General features: G+C 36.6%; 24 protein-coding genes, 2 tRNA genes, 1 riboswitch and 1 other annotated feature. Of the genes, 23 read left to right on the plus strand and 3 right to left on the minus strand.

Annotated features, from left to right (window positions below):
- Window positions 1-10: 10 nt before the first annotated feature.
- The 4 genes from CD003_RS18665 (at window position 11) to CD003_RS18680 (ending at window position 5148) form a co-directional block, all read left to right on the plus strand.
- A complete protein-coding gene (locus CD003_RS18665) occupies window positions 11-985 on the plus strand; it encodes an electron transfer flavoprotein subunit alpha/FixB family protein (RefSeq protein WP_096202752.1) in 975 nt (324 codons plus the stop codon).
- Between the two features lie 307 nt (window positions 986-1292).
- On the plus strand, window positions 1293-1607 hold the full coding sequence (gene trxA / locus CD003_RS18670; protein ID WP_096202753.1) for a thioredoxin: 315 nt from the start codon (window positions 1293-1295) through the stop codon (window positions 1605-1607).
- Window positions 1608-1771: 164 nt separating this feature from the next.
- Complete coding sequence (uvrC, locus tag CD003_RS18675; protein WP_096202754.1) at window positions 1772-3541, plus strand: excinuclease ABC subunit UvrC; 1770 nt, start codon at window positions 1772-1774, stop codon at window positions 3539-3541.
- A gap of 79 nt (window positions 3542-3620) precedes the next feature.
- Window positions 3621-3807, plus strand: a riboswitch (Lysine riboswitch).
- 111 nt (window positions 3808-3918) lie between these two features.
- Window positions 3919-5148 (plus strand): aspartate kinase, encoded by a 1230-nt coding sequence (locus CD003_RS18680; RefSeq protein WP_096202755.1) that lies wholly within the window; start codon window positions 3919-3921, stop codon window positions 5146-5148.
- Window positions 5149-5214: 66 nt separating this feature from the next.
- Here CD003_RS18680 and CD003_RS18685 read toward each other — a convergent pair whose 3' ends face one another.
- On the minus strand, window positions 5215-5640 hold the full coding sequence (locus CD003_RS18685; RefSeq protein WP_096202756.1) for a YslB family protein: 426 nt from the start codon (window positions 5638-5640) through the stop codon (window positions 5215-5217).
- Between the two features lie 114 nt (window positions 5641-5754).
- On the opposite strand from CD003_RS18685, the gene CD003_RS18690 reads away from it, so the two are divergent.
- The 6 genes from CD003_RS18690 to CD003_RS18715 all read left to right on the plus strand — a co-directional run bounded on the left by CD003_RS18690 (window position 5755) and on the right by CD003_RS18715 (window position 11671).
- Window positions 5755-7104 carry a TrkH family potassium uptake protein gene (locus CD003_RS18690; RefSeq protein ID WP_096202757.1) on the plus strand — a complete coding sequence of 450 codons (1350 nt, stop codon included), beginning with the start codon at window positions 5755-5757 and terminating at the stop codon, window positions 7102-7104.
- Between the two features lie 410 nt (window positions 7105-7514).
- The gene (locus CD003_RS18695; protein ID WP_096202758.1) at window positions 7515-8144 is read left to right on the plus strand and encodes a succinate dehydrogenase cytochrome b558 subunit; all 630 of its coding nucleotides are present in this window, start codon (window positions 7515-7517) and stop codon (window positions 8142-8144) included.
- A gap of 14 nt (window positions 8145-8158) precedes the next feature.
- Window positions 8159-9925: a succinate dehydrogenase flavoprotein subunit gene (gene sdhA / locus CD003_RS18700; protein WP_096202759.1), complete on the plus strand. Its 1767-nt coding sequence runs from the start codon at window positions 8159-8161 to the stop codon at window positions 9923-9925.
- A complete protein-coding gene (sdhB, locus tag CD003_RS18705) occupies window positions 9922-10680 on the plus strand; it encodes a succinate dehydrogenase iron-sulfur subunit (RefSeq protein WP_179295628.1) in 759 nt (252 codons plus the stop codon). Before sdhA ends, sdhB begins: the two co-directional genes overlap by 4 nt.
- A gap of 142 nt (window positions 10681-10822) precedes the next feature.
- Window positions 10823-11287 carry an acyl-CoA thioesterase gene (locus CD003_RS18710; protein WP_096202761.1) on the plus strand — a complete coding sequence of 155 codons (465 nt, stop codon included), beginning with the start codon at window positions 10823-10825 and terminating at the stop codon, window positions 11285-11287.
- A gap of 159 nt (window positions 11288-11446) precedes the next feature.
- Window positions 11447-11671, plus strand: coding sequence for a helix-turn-helix domain-containing protein (locus tag CD003_RS18715; protein WP_096202762.1), 225 nt, complete (start codon window positions 11447-11449; stop codon window positions 11669-11671).
- 159 nt (window positions 11672-11830) lie between these two features.
- Here CD003_RS18715 and CD003_RS18720 read toward each other — a convergent pair whose 3' ends face one another.
- Window positions 11831-13717 (minus strand): cytochrome c oxidase subunit I, encoded by a 1887-nt coding sequence (locus CD003_RS18720; protein ID WP_257008387.1) that lies wholly within the window; start codon window positions 13715-13717, stop codon window positions 11831-11833.
- Window positions 13718-14108: 391 nt separating this feature from the next.
- Here CD003_RS18720 and CD003_RS18725 point away from each other — a divergent pair, with 391 nt between their 5' ends.
- From CD003_RS18725 to CD003_RS18770, 10 genes are all read left to right on the plus strand, one after another.
- On the plus strand, window positions 14109-14372 hold the full coding sequence (locus tag CD003_RS18725; protein WP_096202763.1) for a phosphocarrier protein HPr: 264 nt from the start codon (window positions 14109-14111) through the stop codon (window positions 14370-14372).
- Entirely contained in the window at window positions 14372-16090 is a 1719-nt protein-coding gene (gene ptsP / locus CD003_RS18730; protein WP_096202764.1) for a phosphoenolpyruvate--protein phosphotransferase, read from the plus strand. Before CD003_RS18725 ends, ptsP begins: the two co-directional genes overlap by 1 nt.
- Before the next feature lie 195 nt (window positions 16091-16285).
- Window positions 16286-16732, plus strand: coding sequence for a MarR family winged helix-turn-helix transcriptional regulator (locus tag CD003_RS18735; protein WP_096202765.1), 447 nt, complete (start codon window positions 16286-16288; stop codon window positions 16730-16732).
- Between the two features lie 29 nt (window positions 16733-16761).
- Window positions 16762-17559: a glutamate racemase gene (gene racE / locus CD003_RS18740; RefSeq protein WP_096202766.1), complete on the plus strand. Its 798-nt coding sequence runs from the start codon at window positions 16762-16764 to the stop codon at window positions 17557-17559.
- A gap of 203 nt (window positions 17560-17762) precedes the next feature.
- Window positions 17763-18833, plus strand: coding sequence for a GerMN domain-containing protein (locus CD003_RS18745; RefSeq protein ID WP_096202767.1), 1071 nt, complete (start codon window positions 17763-17765; stop codon window positions 18831-18833).
- A 267-nt stretch (window positions 18834-19100) separates the two neighbouring features.
- Complete coding sequence (gene rph, locus CD003_RS18750; RefSeq protein WP_096202768.1) at window positions 19101-19859, plus strand: ribonuclease PH; 759 nt, start codon at window positions 19101-19103, stop codon at window positions 19857-19859.
- A gap of 1 nt (window position 19860) precedes the next feature.
- Window positions 19861-20457 (plus strand): XTP/dITP diphosphatase, encoded by a 597-nt coding sequence (locus tag CD003_RS18755; protein WP_096202769.1) that lies wholly within the window; start codon window positions 19861-19863, stop codon window positions 20455-20457.
- A 19-nt stretch (window positions 20458-20476) separates the two neighbouring features.
- On the plus strand, window positions 20477-20992 hold the full coding sequence (locus CD003_RS18760) for a metallophosphoesterase family protein (protein ID WP_096202770.1): 516 nt from the start codon (window positions 20477-20479) through the stop codon (window positions 20990-20992).
- A gap of 304 nt (window positions 20993-21296) precedes the next feature.
- Window positions 21297-21370 (plus strand) — tRNA-Gly (locus CD003_RS18765).
- A gap of 4 nt (window positions 21371-21374) precedes the next feature.
- Window positions 21375-21451 (plus strand) — tRNA-Arg (locus tag CD003_RS18770).
- A 108-nt stretch (window positions 21452-21559) separates the two neighbouring features.
- Here the strand turns inward: CD003_RS18770 and CD003_RS18775 are convergent.
- Complete coding sequence (locus CD003_RS18775) at window positions 21560-21955, minus strand: hypothetical protein (protein WP_096202771.1); 396 nt, start codon at window positions 21953-21955, stop codon at window positions 21560-21562.
- A 426-nt stretch (window positions 21956-22381) separates the two neighbouring features.
- On the opposite strand from CD003_RS18775, the gene ilvD reads away from it, so the two are divergent.
- The 3 genes from ilvD (at window position 22382) to ilvN (ending at window position 26719) form a co-directional block, all read left to right on the plus strand.
- Complete coding sequence (gene ilvD, locus CD003_RS18780; protein ID WP_096202772.1) at window positions 22382-24049, plus strand: dihydroxy-acid dehydratase; 1668 nt, start codon at window positions 22382-22384, stop codon at window positions 24047-24049.
- Window positions 24050-24051: 2 nt separating this feature from the next.
- Window positions 24052-24310, plus strand: a binding site (T-box leader).
- Window positions 24311-24530: 220 nt separating this feature from the next.
- Window positions 24531-26201, plus strand: coding sequence for an acetolactate synthase large subunit (gene ilvB / locus CD003_RS18785; protein WP_373558588.1), 1671 nt, complete (start codon window positions 24531-24533; stop codon window positions 26199-26201).
- The gene (gene ilvN, locus CD003_RS18790; RefSeq protein WP_096202774.1) at window positions 26198-26719 is read left to right on the plus strand and encodes an acetolactate synthase small subunit; all 522 of its coding nucleotides are present in this window, start codon (window positions 26198-26200) and stop codon (window positions 26717-26719) included. Before ilvB ends, ilvN begins: the two co-directional genes overlap by 4 nt.
- The last annotated feature ends 6 nt before the right edge of the window (window positions 26720-26725 follow it).

Below are 26725 nucleotides of genomic sequence, written 5' to 3' on the forward strand. Positions count from 1 at the left end.
GGGGATCAATATGTCTAAAAAAGTATTAGTTCTAGGTGAAGTTCGTGACGGAGAATTACGTAATGTATCATTTGAAGCAATTGCAGCAGCAAAGGTAGTATCTGAAGGTGGAGAAGTAGTTGCAGCATTATTTGGTGAAAGTGTTTCTGCATTAGCAGAACAAATGATTCAATATGGAGCAGATCGTGTTATTACTGTAGAGCACGGTGACTTAAAAGATTATAGAACAGATGCATACCAGCAAGCACTATTACAAGTGGCAGATGTTGAAAATCCAGATAGCATTATTATGGGACATACTGCACTAGGGAAGGACCTTTCTCCACGTCTTGCAATGAAACTTGAGGCTGGCCTTATTTCAGATGCAATACAAGTTGAGGTTGAGGGAGACCAAGTAGTATTTACGCGCCCAATTTACTCAGGTAAAGCTTTTGAAAAGAAGACTATTGAAGCTGGGAAAGTCCTAGCTACAATTCGTCCAAATAACGTTCCTGCACTAGATAAAGATGAGTCTCGTTCAGGTGATGTTAGTAGTGTAAACGTTGATATTAAAGATTTACGTACACAAATTAAAGAAATCGTTCGTAAGACAACTGGTGGTGTAGACTTATCAGAAGCAAAGATTATTGTTGCTGGTGGCCGTGGTGTCAAAAGTGAAGATGGCTTTAAACCATTAGAAGAGCTTGCTGAACTTCTTGGTGGAGCAGTTGGTGCTTCACGTGGCGCGTGTGACGCTGAGTATTGTGATTACTCACTTCAAATTGGTCAAACTGGTAAGGTTGTAACACCTGACTTATATATTGCAGTAGGTTTATCAGGAGCTATTCAGCATTTAGCTGGAATGAGTAACTCTAAGGTAATCGTTGCAATTAACAAAGACCCAGAAGCTCCAATTTTTGAAGTAGCTGATTATGGTATTGTTGGAGACTTGTTTGATGTATTGCCAATTTTAACAGAAGAATTGAAAAAAGTAGTTGTATCTTAAGGTATAATGGGAAAAGATAAGCATGGAATATTCCGTGCTTATCTTATTTTATATAAGAAAGTATAAGAAAAAGTAAATCTAATAAGAGTCGCTTTACTTTTTCTTAATTAATAAGAAGGAAAAGGAATATTTTATGACGAATATACTAATTAAATACAGCTTTCTTCATTAATTATTACCTACATTGTTAAATCATACATACTGTTTGTGAGATCTGGTATCAATGAGCAAGATATTAGCATGCGTATTTTTCAGGTGGTATAATTCAATATGAAGTAAAGCACGACAAATTAAGGAGGATTTTCCAATGGCGATTGTAAATGTAACAGACCAAACATTCCAAAACGAAACAAGTGAAGGTGTAGTTCTTGCAGATTTCTGGGCACCTTGGTGCGGACCTTGCAAAATGATTGCTCCTGTACTTGAAGAATTAGATGGTGAAATGGGAGAAAAAGTAAAAATAGTTAAGCTTGATGTAGATGAAAACCAAGAAGTAGCTGGTAAATATGGTGTAATGAGTATCCCTACACTAATGGTTTTCAAAAATGGTGAAAAAGTAGACCAAGTGGTAGGTTTCCAACCAAAAGAAGCACTTGCAGAGTTACTTAACAAACATCTATAATATGAAAAGTCTGTTACTTCTGGTAACAGACTTTTTTTCTGTTTGAATGGAAACTATAATATACTTAACTTTTGATATGATATTAATAAGAGACATTTACATTTACTTATTATTGATAACTCATAACCCATAACTCATAATTAAAAGTGAGGGGAGGAAGGGCTATGTCACTAAAACAAAAGTTGGCTGTATTACCAGACCAACCTGGTTGTTATTTAATGAAGGATAATCAAGGTACGATTATTTATGTAGGAAAAGCTAAGGTTTTAAAAAATCGCGTTCGATCGTATTTCACAGGATCCCATGATGGAAAAACACAGAGATTAGTTAGTGAAATCACTGACTTTGAATATATAATTACATCCTCTAATATCGAAGCATTAATCCTAGAGATGAATTTAATTAAAAAGCATGACCCTAAGTACAACGTCATGTTGAAAGACGATAAATCTTATCCGTATTTGAAAATTACATCTGAAGAACAACCTCGTCTAATTACGACTAGAAAAGTAAAGAAAGATGGAGGGAAATATTTCGGTCCATATCCTAATGCAGGTGCTGCTACAGAGACGAAGAAATTATTAGACCGATTATATCCATTAAGAAAGTGTAGTACGATCCCTGATCGTGTTTGTCTCTATTATCATATTAATCAATGCTTGGCCCCGTGTGTTAATGAAGTCAATCAAGATGAAAATAAACAGATGGTCCAAGAAATTACTCGCTTTTTAAACCAGGGACACGAGGAAGTAAAAAAAGAGTTAACAGAAAAAATGCTTAAAGCTTCTGAAGATTTAAATTTTGAGAGAGCAAAAGAGCTCCGAGACCAAATTCAGCATATCGATATGGTCATGCAAAAGCAAAAAATGACAATAAATGATCAAGTGAATCGAGATGTGTTCGCATTTGCCTATGATAAAGGGTGGATGTGTGTACAGGTCTTTTTTATTAGACAAGGGAAGTTAATTGAAAGGGATGTCTCGATATTTCCTTTTTATAAAGAGCCGGAAGAAGATTTATTAACGTTTATTGGACAGTTTTATATGAAAAAGGAGCATATTAAACCTTCCGAAATTCTTTTACCTGATAATATCGATAGCGACTTACTAAGCGAATTGTTACAAGTGAAAGTGCTACAGCCAAAGAGAGGGAAAAAGAAAGAGCTTCTTGAATTAGCTCATAAAAATGCTGAAATTGCTCTTAAAGAAAAATTTTCTTTAATTGAAAGAGATGAACAGCGCACGGTAAAGGCTGTAGAAAACCTAGGAAAAGTTCTGCAAATTAGCCCTCCGTATAGAATAGAAGCATTTGATAATTCTAATATCCAAGGAACCGATCCAGTATCGGCAATGGTGTCCTTTTTAGATGGAAAGCCAAGTAAAAAAGATTATCGAAAATATAAAATCAAAGATGTAGAAGGTCCTGATGACTACGCATCGATGCGTGAAGTTGTTCGACGACGCTACTTTCGTCTATTAAAAGAGGGTGCTCCACTACCTGATTTAATTGTCATTGATGGTGGTAAAGGTCAAATTTCTTCAGCTCAAAGTATTATTGAGGATGAGCTTGGTCTTTCGATTCCAGTATGTGGACTAGCAAAAGATGAAAAGCACCGAACGTCACAACTATTGATAGGTAATCCACCAGAGGAAGTCCCGTTAAAAAGAGATAGTCATGAGTTTTATTTATTACAGCGCATTCAAGATGAAGTTCACCGATTTGCGATTAGCTTTCATCGTCAAACGAGAGGGAAGTCGATGATATCCTCAGTGTTAGATGAAGTTCCAGGAGTTGGACAAAAGCGAAAACAACAGCTACTTAAGCATTTTGGATCAGTGAAAAAAATGAAGGAAGCGGGTATGGAGGAATTTAAAAAACTTAAAATACCTGAAAAAGTAGCTGAAGAAATTATTAAACATTTAAGTGAAAAGTAAATAAGTAAAACTTATTGTCAGATAGATAAAATTTTGTTATTATGAAAACTAACTTAATAAGCCGCGCTTCATATTTTGAAGTGATGGTAGAGGAGCGAAGACCATTAGTAAATGTTCTGAGGTGATTGAGTACCTAAGAAGAATATTGAAAGGGGAATTTGCCGAAGTGATAAGAGTCTCAATACTCTTTGAGCTGGACCTGTATTAAATAAGTGCAGGGCTGTCACACAGCCAACCTAAAAGTTGTGTGGAGAACTATCTCACGTGAGTAAGGGAACAAGTGTGGTACCGGATAGGTATGACAACAACAGTGAGGGGGTTTCTCTTTTCTGTTGTTTTTTTGTGTCCTTATTTACCTAAATGAAAGGATGGAGAAGATGTCAGTAGTCGTTCAAAAGTACGGTGGAACATCAGTTGGATCTGTGGAAAGAATTCAGCATGTCGCAGACCGAATTATTAAAACAGTAAACAGCGGGAAGCAAGTGGTGGCAGTTGTTTCAGCTATGGGGAAATCGACGGACCAATTGGTAGAACTTGCTCAACAAATATCTAAAAAACCGAGTAAAAGAGAAATGGATATGCTATTAACAACAGGTGAGCAAATCTCAATTTCGTTATTAACAATGGCACTTCAGCAACGAGGTCATGAAGCAGTATCACTGACAGGCTGGCAAGCAGGAATGATGACTGAGGAAATTCATGGCAATGCTCGTATTACAGAAATAAAGCCAGAGCGAATCGAAAAGCATTTAGAATCTGGCAAAATTGTTATTGTTGCTGGGTTCCAAGGGGTTTCAGATACAGGTGAGATTACAACACTTGGTCGAGGTGGTTCAGATACAACAGCTGTAGCATTAGCAGCGGGACTTTCAGCAGAACGCTGTGATATTTATACAGATGTAACGGGAGTTTTCACAACAGACCCTCGTTTTGTTAAAGATGCTAGAAAACTATTATCAATTTCTTATGATGAAATGCTAGAAATGGCAAACTTAGGAGCTGGTGTTCTACACCCTCGAGCTGTTGAGTTTGCAAAGAATCATCATGTAAAGCTAATGGTTGCTTCAAGTATGGTTGAAGAAGAAGGAACTTTGATTGAGGAGGAAGTATCGATGGAGAAAAATCTAATAGTAAGAGGAATTGCGTTTGAAAATGATGTAACGAAGGTAACAATTGCGGGCTTACCAAATGAATTAACAACTCTATCAACAGTTTTTACCCTTCTATCTGAAGCAGGGGTTAATGTAGATATCATTATTCAAAATCAAAGTAGTAAAGGTACAACCAATATTTCTTTTTCTATTAATGGGGCAGCACTAGAAGAAGTTTTGCAGTTACTGAATATGAATCAAGAGTCTTTGAAATTTGAGGATGTATATCACGAAGAGGATTTAGCAAAAGTATCAATTATCGGTTCGGGTATGGTATCTAACCCTGGTGTAGCAGCAACGATGTTTCAAGTGTTATCTGAAAGTGATGTAATGGTTAAAATGGTTAGCACATCAGAAATTAAAGTATCTGCAGTTGTAAATGAGACTAGTATGATTCAAGCTGTTGAAGCCCTTCATCGTGCATTTGAGCTTGAAGAAGTAGCACTAACAGTTTAAGCAAAAATGAGAGTCTGGGACAAAAGGTCAAAAACGGACCTTTTGTCCCAGACTTTTTTATTGATTTTATTTAATGCTGTCCTTTTCATCCCAATGGAGAGTAAAGAGAACTTTATCCTTCTTCGTCGTATAGACCGCCTCAGTTATGTATCCTTTTATATACTGGACTTGTTCAGCAAGAAATCCTGCCTCTAATTGATAGCATAAAGGGATTTTTTCTTCTAGCAAGGAAGATGTTAATTGTAACATCATTTCATTTCTTTTTTCTTTTACAAAGGTAAGTGTTCCCCACCCTGCCTTATCAAAGAATAGTATAATGTCATCAATCGCTTCTTTTTTATTTTTACGAGCTAGTGATTTACCAGCCCAGTATAAAGTCTGTTCATGTTCTTTACCTAAAAATTCCTCTAGTAATACATTTCGAATAAGATGGTAACCATAAACAGGCACTGTCTGTTCACTTTCCAAGATTGGATCTTTTGATTTTGCCATACATGTAACCCCTCTCTATATAAGTTAATTATAATCTCAAAGCACTTTTTTCTCTATAGATTCGTTATCTAGGAAGTGATATACTGAACTCCGAACTAAGTTGGAGGTAATATTATGAAATCATCATTAAATCAATTTTTAACTCCATTTCGTATCATTATCATTTCTTATATTGTAGCAATGATTCTTTTTAGCTTGTTGCTATTTTTACCAATATCTCAACAGAGTGGGGTAACTTTATCATATAGTGAAGCGTTATTTACGTCTGTTAGTGCCGTAAGTGTAACTGGTCTAACGGTTGTGAACGTTTCTGAAACATATAGCACAATAGGAATTATCTTTCTGGCCCTAGCCATTCAGCTCGGTGGAATTGGGATTATGACATTAGGAACATTTGTATGGATGTTGTTTGGTAAGAAAATTATCCTCTCACAACGCATGCTCATTATGGTTGACCAAAATCAGAATTCCTTTTCAGGGTTAGTTAATTTGATGAGAGGTATTCTACTTGTAGCTATCATCATTGAATTAATTGGAGCTGCAATTTTAGGTACATATTACATACGTTATTTTGATACTGTAGGTGAAGCGTATTATCAGGGGGCTTTTGCCTCGTTAAGTGCTTTTACAAATGCTGGATTTGACATTACTGGACAGTCACTCATACCATTTGCAAATGACTATTATGTCCAGTTAGTAACGATTCTTTTAATATTCGCAGGGGCAATTGGATTCCCTGTATTATTAGAATTGAAAGAATATTTTTCAAAGGAAAACCCAAACTTTAGATTTTCTTTATTTACAAAAATAACAACAACTACCTATTTTATTGTGTTTGCAATTGGTATCGTTGGAATTTGGGCATTGGAGTTCAACCATTATTATGTAGGTCTTGAATGGCATCAGCAGTTATTCCATTCGTTGTTTAATTCAGCAACAACTAGAAGTGGTGGTCTATCGATAATGGATGTTTCCGAATTAAGCTTAGCAACGCTATTATTTATATCAGGATTGATGATTATCGGGGCAAGTCCATCAAGTGTAGGTGGGGGAATTCGAACGACGACTTTAGCGGTTATGTTCTTAACAATAAAGAGCTTTGCTCTTGGAAAAAACGATGTAAAAGTATTTGGTCGTGAAATACATCCAGAGGATAGTCAAAAGGCATTTATCGTAATTTCAGTGTTTATCGTCATGCTTTTTGCGGCTGTCATATTAATTTCTGCATTTGAGCAGGGGAACCAAATCCCATTAGTAGCCATAATTTTTGAAACTGCATCAGCATTTGGAACTTGTGGCTTATCGATGGGAATTACATCAGAGCTTTCATTACCGAGTCAATTTATTCTAATGATTCTTATGTTTATAGGGAGAGTTGGACTGATCGTCTTCTTATTTTCAGTACGTCGTAAAGAGACGAAGAGTTACTATAAATATCCAACTGAGCGAATAATTATCGGTTAGTAGTAAATAATTAGGTAAAGATTTAATAGAAAGTAAAAATGATAGTTACTCATTAATTACCTAAAGACAATCTTTTTCTCACTTTATTTATTTAGTGAATAAAAGTAGTTGAAGGTTTGAGACCCTTTTAAAATAAGGGTTTAATGTGTACTATCATTTTTTTGTGCCTATATATATCGGAATTTTTCGACTAAATTTTGTAGACGTTTTCTTGACGATACTAAGGGATGGGAGTAAAATAAATTTGTCGGATTTTATTCACAGAAACTTAACCTAAGTTTCATATTATTCTTAATTTGGTAGCAACGAGATAAATACGGGGAGGTTTCAAATTTATAAGTTTAAAAGAAAGAGTAAGAGAGCAGTTGCTAGAAGTGTAAAAAAAATTAATATCTGGGGGGAAAATTGGTATGGCCGGTAACCGGGAATTTATGAATCGAAGACTACATTCATTATTAGGAGTCATTCCAGTAGGTTTATTCTTAATTATGCATTTAGGAGTTAACTACTTTGCTACTCAAGGAGCAAGTGCATTTAACCAAGCAGCAAACTTTATGGATAACCTACCATTTAAGTATGTTATGGAAATTTTTGTAATCTACATTCCATTACTTTATCATGCAATCTATGGTGTTTATATTGCGTTTCAAGCGAAAAATAATGCAGGGCGCTATGGTTTCTTTAGAAACTGGATGTTTTTCTTACAACGTGTAACAGGTATTATCACATTAATATTCGTTGTTTGGCATGTATGGGAAACACGTGTACAAGTATTCTTTGGAGCAACTGTAGAGTATAACATGATGGCTGATATTTTAAGTAGTCCATTTATGCTAGCTTTCTATATTATTGGGGTTGTTTCTACAACGTTCCACTTTGCTAATGGTTTATGGTCATTTGCTGTGTCTTGGGGTCTTACTGTAACACCTCGTTCACAAGTGATTTCAACATATGTAACATTGGCTATTTTCTTTGCGTTAACATTTATCGGTATTCGCGCAATCTTAGCATTTATTAATCCAGATTTAGCTAATCTTTAAGGAGTGAGTTTAGTATGAGTAAAGGAAGAATTATTGTAGTCGGTGGTGGCTTAGCAGGTCTTATGGCTACAATTAAAGCTGCAGAAAAAGGCGTACCTGTCGATTTATTTTCACTTGTTCCCGTCAAACGTTCTCACTCTGTATGTGCACAAGGTGGAATGAATGGCGCTGTTAATACAAAAGGTGAAGGTGACTCTCCATGGGAGCACTTTGACGATACAGTATATGGTGGAGACTTCTTAGCGAACCAACCGCCAGTTAAAGCAATGTGTGATGCTGCACCTGGGATTATCCATTTAATGGACCGTATGGGTGTAATGTTTAACCGTACACCTGAAGGGTTACTAGATTTCCGTCGTTTTGGAGGTACTCAGCATTCTAGAACTGCATTTGCTGGGGCTACTACAGGACAACAATTACTATATGCACTAGACGAGCAAGTGCGTCGTCACGAAACGTCAGGTCTAGTTACTAAGTATGAAGGATGGGAGTTCCTATCTGCTATTGTTGATGATGAAGGCGTATGTCGTGGTATCGTAGCTCAGGATCTTCGTACAATGCAAGTTCAGCATTTTGCTGCAGATGCTGTTATTATGGCTACTGGTGGACCTGGGATTATCTTCGGTAAATCAACAAACTCTGTTATTAACACTGGTTTTGCTGCTTCTAGTCTTTACCAACAAGGGGTTATTTATTCAAATGGTGAGTTCATTCAAATTCATCCAACGGCAATTCCAGGTGATGACAAGCTACGTTTAATGAGTGAGTCAGCTCGTGGAGAAGGTGGACGTGTTTGGACTTATAAAGACGGTAAGCCTTGGTACTTCCTTGAAGAGAAGTATCCTGCTTATGGAAACCTAGTACCTCGTGACATTGCTACTCGTGAAATTTTCGATGTATGTGTTGAGCAGAAGCTTGGTATTAACGGTGAGAACATGGTGTATCTAGACCTTTCTCATAAAGATCCGAAAGAACTTGATATTAAATTAGGTGGTATCATTGAAATCTATGAGAAATTCATGGGTGACGATCCACGTAAAGTACCAATGAAAATCTTCCCTGCTGTACATTACTCAATGGGTGGTATGTGGGTTGATTATAACCAAATGACGAACATCCCTGGTTTATTTGCTGCGGGTGAGTGTGATTATTCACAGCATGGTGGTAACCGTTTAGGTGCTAACTCATTATTATCTGCTATTTATGGTGGTATGGTAGCTGGACCTAATGCTGTTGAATATATGAATGGTCTTGAAAAATCTGCTGATGCTATTTCTTCATCTACATTTGATCAAGCTGTTAAGAAAGAGCAAGAGCAATATGATAACATCCTGAAAATGGATGGTAAAGAAAATGCATATGTTCTTCATAAAGAGCTTGGTGAGTGGATGACAGATAATGTAACAGTTGTTCGTCATAATGATAAACTTCTTGCTACAGATAACAAAATTCAAGAGCTACTTGAACGTTATAAAGATATTAACATTATTGATACAGCTAAATGGAGCAACCAAGGTGCATCATTTACACGTCAGTTAAAAGGTATGTTAGAGCTTGCTCGTGTAATTACATTAGGTGCATACAATCGTAATGAAAGTCGTGGAGCTCATTATAAGCCTGAATTCCCAGACCGTAATGATGAGGACTACCTAAAGACTACTATGGCGAAGTACAATCCTTCTAAGGGAGCTCCAGAATTCTACTATGAAGATGTTGATGTATCATTAATTGAGCCACGTAAGCGCGATTACTCGCAAAAAAAGCAAGGAGCTGGTAAATAATGAGCGATAAAACAATTCGTTTTGTAATCACACGTCAAGATAGTACTGACAGTGCTTCATATACAGAAGAGTTTGATATTCCATATCGCCCTAATATGAATGTAATTTCTGCATTAATGGAAATTCGTCGTAACCCTGTTAATGCTCAAGGGAAAGAAACAACTCCTATTACTTGGGATATGAACTGTCTAGAGGAAGTTTGTGGAGCCTGCTCAATGGTTATTAATGGTAAACCACGTCAATCTTGTACAGCATTAATTGATCAGCTTGAACAACCGGTTAAGTTAGAGCCAATGAAGACATTCCCGGTTATTCGTGACTTAATGATCGATCGTAGCCGTATGTTTGATTCATTGAAAAAGGTTAAAGCATGGATTCCGATTGATGGTACGTATGATTTAGGGCCTGGACCACGTATGGCTGAATCAAAGCGTCAATGGGCTTATGAGCTATCAAAATGTATGACTTGTGGAGTATGTTTAGAGTCTTGTCCGAATGTAAATAGCAATGCTGATTTCATTGGACCAGCGCCACTTTCGCAAGTACGTCTTTTCAATGCTCACCCAACTGGTGAAATGAATGCTGCTGAGCGTCTTGAAACAATTATGGGAGACGGTGGACTTGCTAACTGTGGTAACTCTCAAAACTGTGTGCAGTCTTGTCCAAAAGGGATTCCATTAACAACTTCAATTGCTGCTTTAAACCGTTCTACAACGATTCAATCGTTTAAAAACTTCTTCGGTAGCACAAACTAATATTTTATTAAAGGAGATCTCTATTATGGAGGTCTCTTTTTTTGGTAGATTTAAAGACCATATTATGGCATAATGAATGAGTATTCAGTTTTGTGAAGTGTCAAACAGATATCTAATCCAAAAATCTGGAGGTCTCTAATTTATGTCGAAAATTTCGTATATTGATAACCTAAAAGAGTGGGAGCAATCATTTTCATTTTATTGTCCGATTAAAGTACGATTTTCTGAAACAGATGCATTTGGACACGTGAATAATACTAATTCCTTTGTTTACTTTGAAGAAGCAAGAATAGACTTTTTTAAAGAGATGGGTTTTATGAGTGAATGGGCCGATGAAAATAGTGAACATATCATTGTCACTGCTGATATGCAATGCAATTATACGAAGCAAATAATGTTTGACGAAAAATTAAAGGCATATGTGAAAGTGGCTACTATTGGTCAATCCTCCATAGATTTGCATTACATGATAAAAGATGAAAAGGGAGATATATGTCTCACTGGTCGTGGATTAATTGTTCAACTTTCAAAGCGGACAGGAAAATCATCGCCATGGAATGATGTAATGAAAGACAAACTTCAAGAGGCAATTGTTAATTATCAGTAAAGAATATCAGGTCCGTTTCTATTCACACCCTGCTAGTTGGTTACATATACTATCTTGACTAAATACCTTCTGATAGGGGCTTCAATACTTCATTCTTGAAGAAGCGTTGTAGTTTAGAAGACTCGAGCTCTACAGCCCAAGCATGAAGGGGTGAACTCATTGAAGGGAGCAGAATATGGACCAAAAGCTCTACTTACAAAAAGGGAGAGAGAAGTATTTGAATTATTGGTTCAAGACAAAACAACGAGAGAAATTGCTCAGAAACTATTTATAAGTGAGAAAACTGTACGAAATCACATTTCCAACACAATGCAAAAGCTTGGGGTAAAGGGGCGCTCTCAAGCTGTTATCGAGCTTGTTCGTTTAGGTGAACTTGAGATTTAGTCATTTCAATTACAAAACCGACTTCCGTTGAAGGAAGTCGGTTTTGGTTCGTTTTTTTATTTCGTCTATTGGGTACTAGCTCTATCTGAATGGAATGTGATGATAAATTGAACATCCAAAGAAGACAATTAGATAATGACCTCTTTGCGATTTTTGTTCTTATTTGTTTTGTGAATCTACATCAGCTTGTATTTTTTCTTTAGGTATATAAAATCCGTGGTCTTCTTTTACGGAACGAGCTATCATCGCACCAAATGTCACAATAGCACCTACAAAAATAACTAATAGTGGTGATAAAAGTGTACCATCCATATTCATCATTATAAAACCAAAGCCCATTATAAACAGACCAATAGAGATAAATAGTGGAATAATTGAGCTGTTTGGCATGTGAATATCTTTAATAGGTTCACTTGGCTGCATTTTCCCATCACCATAAATCTTTTCGTAGTAAAGAGGATCTAATGAACGTACTAAAGGTGTTTGAGCAAAGTTATATTCTGGTACAGGATTTTCGGTTGCCCACTCTAACGTTCTTGCATCCCAAGGATCACCATTAGTTACACGCTCACCTTTGTAAGCAGAATAGATTATATTTATGACTAGTAAGATAACACCTACAGACATAAAGAATGTTCCGATTGTACTAATGAAATTAAAGGCGTCAAACCCTTGGTCACCTAGATATGTATAGACATGTCTTGGCATACCGTACAAACCTAAAAAATGTTGTATTAAAAATGTTAAATGAAATCCAGTAAAGAAAACCCAAAACATGAGCTTACCAATCGTTTCGTTTAACTTATGTCCAAAGATTTTCGGGTACCAGTAATAGAGTCCTGAGAATAATGCTAAGACAATTCCACCAACAATAATGTAATGAAAATGTGCAACAATAAAGTACGTATCATGATAAAGGTGGTCTACTGGAGCCATCGCCATCATAACACCCGTCACACCACCTAATACAAAGGTTGGAATAAAAGATGTAGCAAATAGCATTGCGGTATTGAAGGTTATTTTTCCACCCCATAGAGTAAAGAGCCAGTTAAATACTTTAACACCTGTTGGTACAGCGATTGTCATAGTTGCGATAGCAAATACTGAGTTTGCTATTGGTCCCATACCGACCGTGTACATATGGTGAGCCCATACCATAAAACCAAGGAAAGCAATGACGATCGTTGCAAATACCATCGCAGTATAACCAAATAATCGTTTTCTTGTAAAAGCTGGGATAACTTCTGAAATAATCCCAAATGCTGGTAGAACAAGTAAGTATACTTCAGGGTGACCAAAAATCCAAAATATATGTTGCCAGATTAAAACATTTCCACCCAGTTCATGGATGAATACTTGTCCGCCAAACAATCGATCCAACATTAATAATAAAAGCCCGGCTGCTAAAGGAGTAAAGGCGAATAAGATTAAAGTTGAAGAAACAAATGTTGTCCACACGAACAGTGGTAGTCTCATCATTGTCATACCAGGTGCGCGCATATTAACAATAGTGACTAAAAAATTAATAGCTGCTACAAGTGTACCGATACCACTTACCTGTAAACCGATGACATAGAAGTCGAGTCCAAGACCTGCCCAGTCTCGACTTGCTAAAGGTATTTTTGCTGTCCAGCCCGCATCAGGACCTCCACCAAAAAACCAACTTAAACTTACTAAAAGTCCTCCAAAGAAGAAAATCCAAAACCCAAGTGAATTGAGAAAAGGAAAAGCTACGTCCCTAGCTCCGATTTGTAAGGGAACAATATAATTCATAAATCCAAATAGTAAAGGAGTTGCTGCTAGAAATAGCATGATTGTACCATGCATTGATAACATTTCATTATAGGTTTGTCCGCTTAGAAATGTCATTTCAGGATACATAAGCTGGATACGGATGAGCAGTGCCATAACCCCAGCCTTAACAAAAAACAAAGTACCTGCAACTAAATAAAGCACTGCAATTTTTTTATGGTCGACAGTTGTGAGCCAGTCCCATAAAACACTCTTTTCCTTTTTTACTTCTGACGTTTCAATCGGTGTATTCAAATAGGAAACCCCCTTAATCTAGTTCTATTTCATATAAATACCAATCTTAGTATGAAAATAATGGAGTGGAATTATTCATTTATTTTCTCTAAAAAATGTAAGTCATAAATTTGACAAGAATGTCTACCCTAAAAGAAGCTCATTTTTGTTGAAATAGTGGAAAACCTTATGCTATATTTTAGATAAATAAATAGATTGTACGTGTAACTGATTCGATCAGGCATGAGTAAAGAAAGTGTAAATGTAAGCGTCTTTGGACACTCTAACAGTAATGTTCAAATTCAATTACGAGCTTTCTTTATTCATGCCTTTTTGTGTTATCCTACATCTATTTTAATTACTGAATGACTTATCTAATGTATAAAAAAATAAAGAAAGAGGCTGATTATCTATGCCAGAAAAAACATTTAAAATTACAAGTGAAACTGGAATTCATGCACGCCCAGCAACACAATTAGTAAATAAAGCAAGTCAGTATTCTTCAAATTTATTTTTGGAGTATAAAGGAAAATCGGTAAATTTGAAATCGATCATGGGCGTCATGTCATTAGGAATTGGTCAAGGCTCAGAAGTTACAATTAAGGCTGAGGGTGACGATGCGGATAGAGCATTACAAGCAATTGAAGAAGTAGTTAAGGAAGGGCTTGGAGAGTAATGAGTGAAAAATTATCAGGTATTCCAGCTTCAGCAGGGATTGCGATAGCGAAAGCTTTTGTAATGGAAGAACAAGATTATTCGATAGAAGTTAGGAAAATTGAAGATACGAATAAAGAGATAGAAAAACTAACTAGCGCATTGGAAAAATCCAAAAAAGAATTAGAGCAAATAAAAAACAAAGCAGAAGTAGAACTAGGATCTGATAAGGCTGAGATTTTTGCTGCTCATCTTCTTGTACTAAGTGACCCGGAATTTCTTAACGGAATTAGTGAAAAAATTGAAGGTGAAAAATTAAATGTAGAAAGTGCCGTTCAGGACGTTTCAAATATGTTTATTTCAATGTTTGAGTCGATGGATAATGAATACATGAAGGAGCGAGCTGCTGATATTCGAGATGTATCAAATCGTGTCCTTGGACATTTATTAGGAATTGAAACAAAGTCGCTTGCAGAGATTACAGAGGAAACAATCGTAATTGCTCATGATTTAACACCTTCTGACACAGCTCAGCTTAATCCTGTGGTGATAAAAGCCTTTGCGACTAATATTGGTGGGCGAACGTCTCATTCAGCAATTATGGCACGTTCAATGGAGATCCCTGCAGTTGTAGGTACGAAAGAAGTAACCAATAAGATTGAAAATGGAATGACTGTTATTGTTAACGGATTAACTGGTGATGTGATTGTGAATCCAAGTGATGAACTTATTGCTGAGTACAAGCTTAAAGTAGAAAACTATGAACAACAGAAACAAGAATGGGCAAAGCTAGTTCATGCTAAAACGTTAACTAAGGATCAGGTTCATGTAGAGTTAGCTGCAAATATTGGGACACCAAAGGATTTAACTGGAGTTATCAATAATGGAGCAGAAGGTATTGGTTTATATAGAACTGAATTTCTCTATATGGGGCGTAATGAATTGCCTCAAGAGGAAGAGCAATTTGAAGCATATAAAGAAGTTCTTGAAAAAATGGATGGAAAACCTGTTGTTATTCGTACACTAGATATTGGTGGAGATAAAGAATTATCTTACCTTGATCTTCCGAAAGAATTAAATCCATTCTTAGGGTTCCGGGCTATTCGTTTGTGCTTAGAAGAGGAAACAATTTTCAGAACCCAACTAAGAGCATTGCTACGAGCAAGTGTGTATGGAAATTTAAAAATCATGTTTCCAATGATTGCAACTCTTGAGGAACTGCGTGCTGCAAAAGCGTTACTACAAGATGAAAAAGATAAGTTACTTCAAGAGGATGCCAAGGTCTCTGATACAATTGAAGTTGGCATAATGGTAGAGATTCCGTCTACAGCTGTATGTGCTGATATTTACATACAGGAAGTCGACTTCTTTAGTATTGGAACGAATGATTTAATTCAATATACAATGGCTGCAGATAGAATGAATGAACGTGTCACCTACTTATATCAACCGTATCATCCGTCCATTTTGCGTTTAGTAAATATGGTCATAAAAGCTGCTCATAAAGAAGGGAAATGGGCTGGCATGTGTGGCGAAATGGCTGGAGACGAAATAGCTATTCCAATCCTATTAGGTCTAGGACTAGATGAGTTTAGTATGAGTGCCTCATCCATTTTACCAGCTAGAAGTCAAATTAGTCATCTATCACAAGAAGAGCTTTCAAACTTTACTGAAAAATTATTATCGAAATCAACGGCAGAAGAAGTGAAACAAGAAGTAGAGCAGTTTTTAGGTCGATAACGTTTAAAAGTCACCGCTATGTGGTGACTTTTATTATGTATGCTCAAAAAAATAAATTTACAAACTATTGTGGATTACCTACTCACTCTTGCAATTACTTTTGAAAAAAGAGAAAATAAGAAGGATACAGTATATCCACTAATTTTCTTAGAATCAGTTGTGATAGATGGTTGCTAGATTGGGAGGGAGCTTGTTATGAACGAGAGTCATGACCAAGTTGAGGTGATTGAGAAATCACTTAGAATGGTTTCTGATATAATTAAACAAAAGGGAAGAGAAATTTTAACCCAATTTCCGATTACCCCACCTCAATTCGTTGCCTTACAATGGCTAAATGAATATGGTGATATGACCATTGGTGAATTATCCAATAAAATGTATTTAGCATGTAGTACGACAACAGACTTAATTGACCGTATGGAAAAAAATGAATTGTTAGAGCGTGTAAAAGACCAAAATGACCGCCGTGTTGTACGCATTCACCTTTTAGAAAAGGGAAAAACGATCATTGAAGAGGTTATTCGTAAACGACAGGATTATTTAGCTGAAATTCTGACTAACTTCTCGAAAGAAGATGTGAATTTCCTAGAGAGAAGTCTAGATGTTCTTTATGATGAAATGAAGAAATCAAAGGATAAGTAACGAGATAAAGAGAAATTGAGGGAACTTTTTTGGATAAACCTATTGGAGTTATTGATTCGGGTTTAGGTGGTTTAACAGTAGCGAAAGAAATACTTAGACAGCTACCTAAGGAAGAAATTATTTATATTGGTGATACGGAACGTTGCCCGTATGGGCCTCGTCCTAGTGAAGAAGTAAGAACATATACTTGGCAAATGATTGATAGCCTAATGGAAAAGGGAATTAAGATGTTGGTCATAGCTTGTAATACAGCAACAGCAGTCGTCCTTGACGAGGTAAAGAAGACATTACCTATTCCTGTTATTGGTGTTATTCATCCAGGAGCTATCTCAGCTCTTAAGGTGACGAAAGAAGACCATGTAGCTGTTATTGGAACGACAGGGACGATTAAAAGTAAAGCGTATGAAAAGGCTTTAAAAAGTATTAATAATGATGTTGCTGTTGAGAGCTTAGCATGTCCACGATTTGTTCCTTTGGTGGAACAGGGTATCTTTGATGGGGAAGAAGCAGAAGAGATAATAACAGATTCATTACAGCCGTTACTAGATAAGACATATGATACGTTAATACTTGGATGTACCCATTACCCTCTACTACGAGATGTAATTCAACAAGTAGTAGGCGAAAACATCGAATTAATTTGCTCTGGTGATGAAACGGCTCGCGAAGTAAGTGCTCTCTTATACCATAAAAATATGTTGTATACAGGGGAAAGAATCCCAACGAACTATTTCTATACAACAGGCCAAAGTGACACATTCAAAAACATAGCAAATAAATGGTTAGAAATTGAAATTGAACACGTCAACACAATCAAACTCGACTAGTCTTCCTTTTTTAGGGAGGCTTTTTTAATTATGGATGCTGAGTTATGAATTACGAATGTTTTTGTTCTCAATTTGCAATTCGCAATTTGCCATTAAAATTCATAACTCATAACTCGTAATTCATAATTGTTTCAATAAACTTGGTCTATTTTTATTTAAAGCTCGTATACATACTAGTACAAACTACCTTAGGAGGGAAAATCATGCGCAGATTTATTAGAGTAGGAGTGCCATCAATGTTAGTATTAACACTTCTTGTTACAGGGTGTTCATCGAATTCAGAGGAGGCTGCAAAGGAAATGGATGCACCTCCGATAAATTACGTTGACGAGAATGAAACAATCGAGTTTGATTTAGAAGAAGAGGTTGATGCGTCTGTCGATACGGAACAAGAGATGATATCGGAAACTGTGCAACGAGAGTTATACTTAATCGATTCGAATGGAATGGTCGTGCCACAAACAGTTGATTTACCGAAAACTGAAGGTGTTATTAAGCAATCATTAGAGTATCTTGTGGAGGGTGGACCAGTATCAAATATGCTACCAAATGGATTCAAAGCTGTACTTCCTGCAGGTACATTAATAGATGTAAATTTAACTGAAGATGGATTAGCAATCGCTGATTTTTCTGAGGAATTCCAAAATTATAATCCAGAACAAGAGCTACAAATTTTACAAGCAATTACATGGACGTTAACACAGTTTGAAAGTGTAGAAAGTGTCAAAATTCGCATTAATGGTTACGATCAAGAAACAATGCCAGTGAACAATACACCAATTGGTGAAAAATTAACTCGTGCCAATGGAATTAACTTAGAAACAGATTCAATCGTTGATATGTCAAATAGTAAGGGGGTGACTCTTTACTTTCTTAGCCAAAATGGGGACAACACATACTATGTTCCAGTAACAAGACGTGTTGAGAGAAGTGAAGATGCTATCCAGACAGTAGTTGACCAACTACTAACTGGCCCTTCAATGCACTCAAACTTACTAACTGACTTTAGTCAAGGTGTTCAATTACTTGATAGCCCACAGTATGAAAATGGTGTCGTCACGCTAAACTTCAACGAGGCACTATTAAATAATTTACAAGGTACTGCAATTTCTAATGACGTATTAAATCTTCTTGTTTTATCTTTAACAGAACAGGAAGGTGTTGAACAAGTGGCAGTACAAGTAAATGGAGACAGTAAAATTTTGCAAACGTCAGGTGAGTTTTTAGCTGAACCAGTTTCAAGACCAACACTAGTGAACACTGGTAAATTTTAAGGAAGTTGGACTTTTTTCTACAGTCTAAATTTGATTTGGATAGCAATGAACAAGCATTCTTTACTTGTTTCGTTGCTATCTTTTTATTATTTTCAACAGTCGTATAATAAAATTGATTACGTATTTTTATGAAAAATAGCTATATTTTGCTATAATCGTTAATGTGTTTTAAAGATGTGCTATTCTAACAGACTATACCGTTATTGTTATAGTTTAACTTAAAAACGTTGATAATACATAAAGTGAAAAAAACAAGGAGGCTCAATTATGCGCGTTGATGAAAGAAAGAAAGGTCAGCTTAGACCAGTTCAAATAGAAACTAACTATTTAAAGCATCCGGAAGGGTCAGTATTAATTTCAGTTGGGAATACGAAAGTAATCTGTACGGCTAGTGTGGAGGAACGTGTTCCGCCGTTTATGAGAGGTCAAGGAAAAGGGTGGATTACAGCTGAATATTCAATGCTACCAAGAGCAACAGAGCAACGTAATATTAGAGAGTCTTCAAAGGGAAAAGTAAGTGGAAGAACGATGGAGATTCAACGTTTGATTGGTCGTGCATTGCGTTCAGTTATCGATTTAGAACGATTAGGTGAGCGCACATTATGGATTGATTGCGATGTCATTCAAGCAGATGGAGGAACGAGAACTGCCTCTATAACAGGTGCTTTCGTTGCAATGGTTATTGCGTTAAATCGATGTCTAGAAAAAAAGAAATTATCTAGTATTCCAGTTAAAGACTTCCTTGCAGCTGTTTCTGTTGGGGTTGAGCCAAAGCATGGTGAAATTCTTGACTTGTGTTATGTAGAAGATGCGGCTGCACTTGTAGATATGAACGTTATTATGACAGGTAGTGGGGAATTTGTAGAAATACAAGGCACTGGAGAGGAAGCAACGTTTTCTAGAAAACAGTTAAATGAACTATTGGATTTAGCTGAAATAGGAATAGACGAACTAGTTAAGATTCAAAAGGAAGTACTAGGTGAAGAGATCACGAAAAAAATAGTTGGAAAAGAAAAGGAAGAGTGAGATGGAGAAGGAGATTATTATAGCGACTAAGAATAAAGGAAAAGTACGTGAGTTTGAAGCGCTATTTTCTGAAAAGGGAATTACTATTCAGTCGCTATTAGACTATCCTGACGTTCCTGATGTAATAGAAGATGGTGAAACGTTTGCAGAAAATGCTGCGAAAAAAGCAGAAACGATCGCAAAACATTTTCAAAAGATGGTTATTTCAGACGATTCGGGCTTAATCGTTGATGCCCTAGATGGACGTCCTGGTGTTTATTCAGCTAGATATGCGGGTATCGAAAAGGACGATGAAAAGAATTATCAAAAGGTATTAGAAGAATTAAGTGGAGTACCAACAGAAAGAAGGACTGCGAGATTTCACTGTTCTTTAGCAGTGGCTTCACCTAACAAGGAAACAGTTATTGTGGATGGAACGTGTGAAGGGATAATAACGGAAACTCCAGTAGGTGAAAATGGATTTGGCTATGACCCAATTATGTACATATCTGAGTTAAATAAAACGATGGCACAATTGTCACAAGAAGAGAAGAACCAAATAAGCCATCGTAAAGCAGCCCTTAAAAAGCTTGAAAACGAAATTTCTGATATTTTATAGGCCTAGGAGGTAATGAATAATGAGAGTTTTAATAGTAAGTGATAGTCATGGTCAAACAGAGGAATTATCTGATGTAATTACTCGCCATCGTCAAGAGGTCAATCTCATTATTCATTGTGGAGATTCAGAACTTGAAGCAAACTCAAAAGAATTAGATGGTGTGTCAGTAGTAGAAGGTAACTGTGATTACCAACATGATCAATTTCCTGAAGAGATTCGTAAAGAACTAGGTGACTACGTATTATATGTTACACATGGGCATCATTATAATGTTAAAATGACATACGTACCGATAAGCTACAAGGGTGAGGAAGTAGGGGCAAATATTGTTTGCTTTGGGCATTCACATGTAGCGACGTCCTTTTCCGAAAACGGGATTGTGTATATTAATCCAGGTAGCCTTCGTTTACCGAGAAATAGGAGCGAGCAAACATATGTAATTTGTGAGCTATCAACTAACGAAGTAAAGGTCTCTTTTCATGAAAGAGAGACGGGAGCTTTAATAGAAGAATTATCAGAAACTTTTTTATTTTAATAGTTGGTTTAAAGAGCATAAGGAATGGAAGCCCTTATAATAGCTGTTCCCTATGCTCAATTATTAATTAGAAAAAAGTCTAAGGAAGTTGTTGACAATAGAGGGTAGTTATTGTATAGTAATAACTGTCAAAACATACAGAAGTAATAAATGCGGGTGTAGTTTAATGGTAAAACCTCAGCCACGAGCGTTACTTCAATGATTATTCTTCGAGTTGTCTCGACGGATAAACTTCAGAGCGATACTAGCAGAGGAAGAGACATGTTAGTGGCGATTTGAAATTATGGTATATATTAATTAAAATGCGGGTGTAGTTTAATGGTAAAACCTCAGCCTTCCAAGCTGATGTCGTGGGTTCGATTCCCATCACCCGCTCCAAATAGTCCCAGTAGCTCAGCTGGATAGAGCATGGCACTTCTAATGCCAGGGTCGGGAGTTCGAATCTCTCCTGGGACGCCATATAGCTTTTAAGTATAACATCCATAGAAGGGTGTTTTTTATTTTGTGAAAATTCTTCAGATGTACAAATCAAAAAAAAAAGCGTAGCCAGTTCAAACCTTTGAACGGCTACGTTTTTTTGATTACTCGGTTGATTCTTCTCATCACTTCATAAAAATCATTACTAACCTCATTTTTAGAATAGCATACAACCTGCCATCCTTTTCTTAGTAACTTTCGCTTAATCCGGTTTGCATTTAGCGTGTCACTATCAATGATTGCAATGCGAAATGGAATGAGGACCAAGTTAACTTTATGTCTACCGAAGTTATAGTTGGGCGTGACATAAATATTTTGTTTCGTAAGAGCAGTGTATAACTTGCGCTCCCATTCGTTACTACATTGTTCATCATTCACCTCTTTGACTAAGCAAATATGAGGTCTAGCAAACTTTTTTAAGCGAACAAAAGGAATTGAAATATCCAATCGATGCAACTGATAGTTAAACCATTCTACTTTTACCATATATTCATCACCATACAGTAGCATTTGCAAATTTTACATGGAATATTACTATTCACAAAAAAAGAATAAACAAAATAAAAAATTATTTTATTTTGAAAATATCCAATATTACTAGTAGTGTAAGCGTATTCATCATTTCTTACTAATCAAAATAGTCGAATAATTTATGAAAAAGTGGTTGACCATCTAATAGAATGGGCGTATTATAAAGCTCAAATAAGTAATATTGAAACAAGAATTTTAGCGAATATTGTAAGGTGATTTAACACTCTCCATTGGCTCGTAATTATTATAAGAAGCAAATGATTATGTGTATATTTGTCGAAATATTCAATCTAAATAATTTTAGTTGCATAAAACTTGTAGCAGATAACCCAATGACAAACTAACATAGAGAGCAATTGAAGAAAGAGGGGTAGAGAGAATATGAGAAGCGATATGATTAAAAAAGGGATTGACAGAGCCCCGCATCGTAGTTTACTTCGTGCCGCGGGTGTAAAAGACGAGGATATGGATAAACCATTCATTGGTGTATGTAACTCCTATATTGATATTATTCCCGGTCATGTACATTTGAATAAATTTGCTGAAGTTGTTAAAGAAGCAATTATTGAAGCAGGTGGAATTCCGTTTGAGTTCAATACAATCGGTGTTGATGATGGTATCGCGATGGGGCATATCGGAATGCGTTATTCCCTTCCAAGTCGTGAAATAATCTGTGATGCAGCAGAAACTGTAATTAATGCACACTGGTTTGACGGAGTGTTCTATATTCCTAACTGTGACAAGATTACACCAGGAATGTTAATGGCTGCTGTTCGTACAAATGTACCTTCTGTTTTCGTATCAGGAGGCCCGATGGAAGCAGGAAGAACGAAAGATGGTAAAAGTCTATCACTAGCATCTGTGTTTGAAGGTGTTGGAGCATTTGCATCAGGTCGAATGAGTAGAGAAGAGTTACTAGAAATTGAACAATCAGCTTGTCCGACATGTGGTTCTTGTTCTGGAATGTTCACTGCTAACTCAATGAATACAATAATGGAAATGCTAGGAGTGGCTTTAGAAGGTAATGGTACATTAGTTGCTACATCAAAAGATCGCCATAACTTGATTAAAGATGCTGCTAAGCATTTAATGAATTTAATAAAGAATGACATTAAACCTCGTGACATCATCACGAAAGAAGCAATTGATGACGCATTTGCGTTAGATATGGCAATGGGTGGTTCAACTAATACAGTACTTCACTTACTTGCCATTGCAAATGAAGCTGAGATTGAATATGACTTAAATAGAATTAATGAAGTTGCTGAGCGTGTACCTTATTTATCTAAGATTAGTCCAGCATCGGATTATTCAATGGATGACGTTCATAAAGCGGGTGGTGTTACGGCAATTGTTAACGAATTATGTGGTATTGAAGGGGCAATTCACCCTGAAAGAATAACGATTACCGGTAAGACTATCGCTGAAAATGTAAGCCATGGAAAGATAACAAATGATGAAGTTATTCGTCGTAAAGATAATCCATATAGCCCTGTTGGTGGTCTATCAATACTTTTTGGTAACATTGCACCAGATGGAGCTGTAATAAAGGTTGGTGGGGTAGACCCATCAATTAAAACATTCGAAGGTGAAGCAATTGTCTTTGAATCTCAAGATGAAGCTCTTAAAGGAATTGATGAAGGAACAGTAAAAGCAGGTCATGTAGTAGTTATACGCTATGAAGGACCTAAAGGTGGTCCAGGGATGCCTGAGATGCTTGCTCCAACATCTTCTATTATGGGTAGAGGCTTAGGTAAAGATGTTGCGCTAATCACTGATGGCCGCTTCTCAGGTGCTTCAAGAGGGATTTCAATCGGACATATTTCACCAGAAGCAGCAGAAGGTGGTCCAATTGCCTTTGTTGAAAATGGTGACCGTGTTCTAATTGATTTGCCAAATAGAACAATGAACCTATTAGTATCCGATGAAGAATTAGCGAAAAGAAAAGAAAACTGGGTTGAGCCTGAACCAAAAGTTAAGAAAGGCTACCTAGCAAGATATTCAAAACTAGTTACTTCTGCAAATACTGGAGCAGTAATGAAAATCTAATATCCAAAACGTCGATGAGGAAAAGTAATTAAAGCTTATGCATGTACAGAGAGTCACTGTTGCTGAGAAGTGGCGATGCACCTTTAATGAACTCACCTCTGAGTATCAGCTTGAAAGATTTTTCGAGTAGAGTTGGTCGGGTGTTCACTGCACTCGTTACTAAAAATAGAACGACCCTAGGAAGTCGTTCACGAGATGATCTCTGTAAAGAGTTCATGAATAAGGGTGGTACCGTGGAAAGAAAATCTTTTCGCCCCTTAAGACCAATAGATTTTGGTTTCTTCTGGGGTGGAAAGGTTTTTTTATACTTCCATAAATAAATAACTTACTATTTATAATGCTGTTGGATAGCTAAAAATTTCGATAAAATCGATTTGTTTAGTGATTCCTTATTAATACATCAACTGGTAATAAGGGGGAAACAAAGGTGAGTACCAAGTTGAAACAAGTGGATAATGTTGTAACTGAAGAGAACAGTGTAATGTCAGGGTCTAGTATGTTAATTAAGGCATTAGCTAAGGAAAATGTTGATGTAATTTTCGGTTATCCGGGAGGAGCTATTTTACCAACCTATGACGAGATTTATAAAACAGGGATTCGCCATATTTTAGCAAGGCATGAGCAAGGTGCTATCCATGCAGCAGAAGGATATGCGAGAGTATCAGGCAAGCCAGGTGTTTGTGTTGTTACATCGGGTCCGGGAGCTACGAACGTAGTAACTGGAATTGCTGATGCGATGATTGATTCTCTTCCTCTAGTAGTTATTACTGGGCAAGTAGCAACATCAGTAATAGGAACAGATGCATTCCAAGAAGCAGACATGATTGGAATTACAATGCCGATAACAAAACATAATTATCAAGTACGTTCAGTTGAAGATTTACCTCGTATTGTAAAAGAGGCATTTCATATTGCGACAACGGGGCGTCCAGGTCCAGTATTAATTGATTTACCCAAAGATATCTCAGTTCAAACTGGAATTTTTGATTACGATAAGGAAATCGAATTACCTGGCTACCAACCAACTGTTAAACCAAACAAATTACAAATACGTAAAGTCGTAGAAGCGGTAACTCAAGCGAAAAAACCAGTGATTTTAGCTGGAGCTGGTGTACTTCATGGTCATGCGTATGACGAATTACTGAAGTACGTTGAGCAGCAAGAAATTCCTGTTGCTACTACTTTATTAGGGATAGGTGGCTTCCCGAGTGAACACCAATTATGTCTAGGTATGGCTGGGATGCATGGTACCTATACAGCTAATATGGCACTTCATGAAACGGATTTACTTATTAACATTGGAGCACGTTTCGATGACCGATTAACAGGGAATTTAGAATACTTTGCTCCTAATGCAAAAGTAGTTCATATAGACATTGACCCTGTAGAAATAGGTAAAAATGTTGAAACACACATTCCGGTTGTAGGGGATGCGAAATTAGCACTTAGCATGCTATTTGCAGAGGCTGGAGAGCAAGGAAAACATAAAGAGTGGATAGCAACTCTTGAAGGAATGAAACAAGAGTATCCTTTATGGTATTCAAAAGAGGGAGAAATAATCAAACCTCAAATGCTAATCGAAGCGATTCATGAAGTGTCAAAAGGTGAAGCAATTATTACAACCGATGTAGGTCAGCATCAAATGTGGTCGGCTCAGTTCTATAAGTTTAATAAACCAAACAGATGGGTTACATCAGGTGGACTTGGTACAATGGGCTTTGGTTTCCCAGCTGCAATTGGAGCACAATTTGCTGAGCCTGAATCCACAGTCATTAGTATCGTAGGTGACGCTGGTTTTCAAATGACAGCTCAAGAGCTATCAATCTTACAAGAACTTAATTTACCGGTAAAAGTTATTATTGTTAACAATGCAGCACTTGGAATGGTTAGACAATGGCAACAACTTTTCTACGATGAGCGTTATTCAAATTCGCTGTTCCCAATTCAACCTAATTTCGTAAAGCTTGCAGATGCTTATGATATTAAGGCAATGAAAATTGAGAAAGTAGAAGAGGTTCACCAAGCTTTAGAAGAAGCGCTTGCTTATCCAGGACCAGTAGTAATGGATTTCCGAGTTGCTCGTGATGAAAATGTGTACCCAATGATTGCTCCTGGTAAAGGTCATCACGAAATGGAGGGAGTAAAACCGTGAAACGTACAATTACAGCACTTGTAAATAATACATCTGGTGTTTTAAATCGAATCACAGGAATGTTTGCTAGAAGAAATTTTAACATTGAAAGTATTACTGTTGGTATTACTGAAAATCCTGCTATTTCAAGAATGACATTTGTTGTAGTAGTTGATAATCATAGAAATATAGAACAAGTTTTAAAGCAACTTCATAAACAAGTTGATGTATTGAAGGTACATGACATAACTGATGAACCGATTGTTGCTAGGGAATTGGCTTTAGTAAAAGTCAATGCAAATCCTCAACAACGAGGGGAAATTGCAGCGTTGGTTAATCCTTTCCGTGCAACGATCATCGATGTAGGGAGAGAAAGTATTACTGTTCAAGTAACTGGGGATCATCAAAAGGTTGAAGCATTTATTGATTTGTTACAACCATATGGAATTAGGGAAATCGCTCGTACAGGTATAACAGCCTTTAAGCGAGGAACAAAGAAATCGGTTATAGACCCTAACCGTGTTACATTAATTAACTAAAAATTA

The organism is Bacillus sp. FJAT-45350, from assembly GCF_002335805.1.
GTDB lineage: Bacteria > Bacillota > Bacilli > Bacillales > NISU01 > FJAT-45350.